Source organism: Paenibacillus periandrae (assembly GCF_022458865.1).
In the GTDB taxonomy this organism is placed as follows: domain Bacteria; phylum Bacillota; class Bacilli; order Paenibacillales; family NBRC-103111; genus Paenibacillus_S; species Paenibacillus_S periandrae.
The window spans coordinates 1-650 of sequence record NZ_JAJNMU010000110.1; the positions used below are offsets into that span (position 1 = coordinate 1).

Sequence of the window (650 nt, forward strand, 5' to 3'; positions counted from 1 at the left end):
GGCGAGAAAGCCTGCAGTAAAGCCGAGAAAGGCGAGCAGCATCCCAACCGTAAAAGACCCGTTCAGGACAAGAATGCCCCCGATGACGAGAATAACGCTGTGGTTCAACTGCTCAAGCAGCACAGGCATCGCCGACAAGTACTGGTTGGACACGCCGAGCTTTTGCTCCGCACGCGTCATGTTGGCTTGATGTCCCGCCCAGCGGGCAAAAAAATCAGATTCCCGGCCGCTGGCCTTCAAGGATTCCATGTTGATGAGCCCGGCAATCGAAGCGCCCCACAGCTTCCCCTGATCCATTTGCAGCTTCTGGTTTTGGTCGGTCTGCTTGCGCGACACATACAGCAGATAGATCACGTTAAGCCCGGCGACCAGCAGGGCGGCAAGTGCCAGACGGTAGTCATATAGCAGCATGAAGGTGAAATAACACCCGACCAGCAGCGCATCGATCACCGTCCCGGCAAGCTTCTCCGTCAAAAACTGGGCAATTCGGTCGTTGGCCTGCGCTCTTCCCGCAATTTCCCCGGCAAAGCGCTGCGCGAAAAAGCCGACCGGCAGCCTGAGGATATGCCAGACGAACGCGCCGGACAGACTGAGGGATATTTTGGTTTCCAGTCTCAGAAGCGTATATTGCCTGAGCGTGGTCAGCCCCC

General features: G+C 57.1%; 1 protein-coding gene. It reads right to left on the bottom strand.

Going from position 1 to position 650, the window contains the following annotated elements; translation table 11 throughout:
• On the bottom strand, positions 1-650 hold a 650-nt coding region (locus LRL21_RS44775), incomplete at both ends, for an ABC transporter transmembrane domain-containing protein (RefSeq protein WP_240422213.1).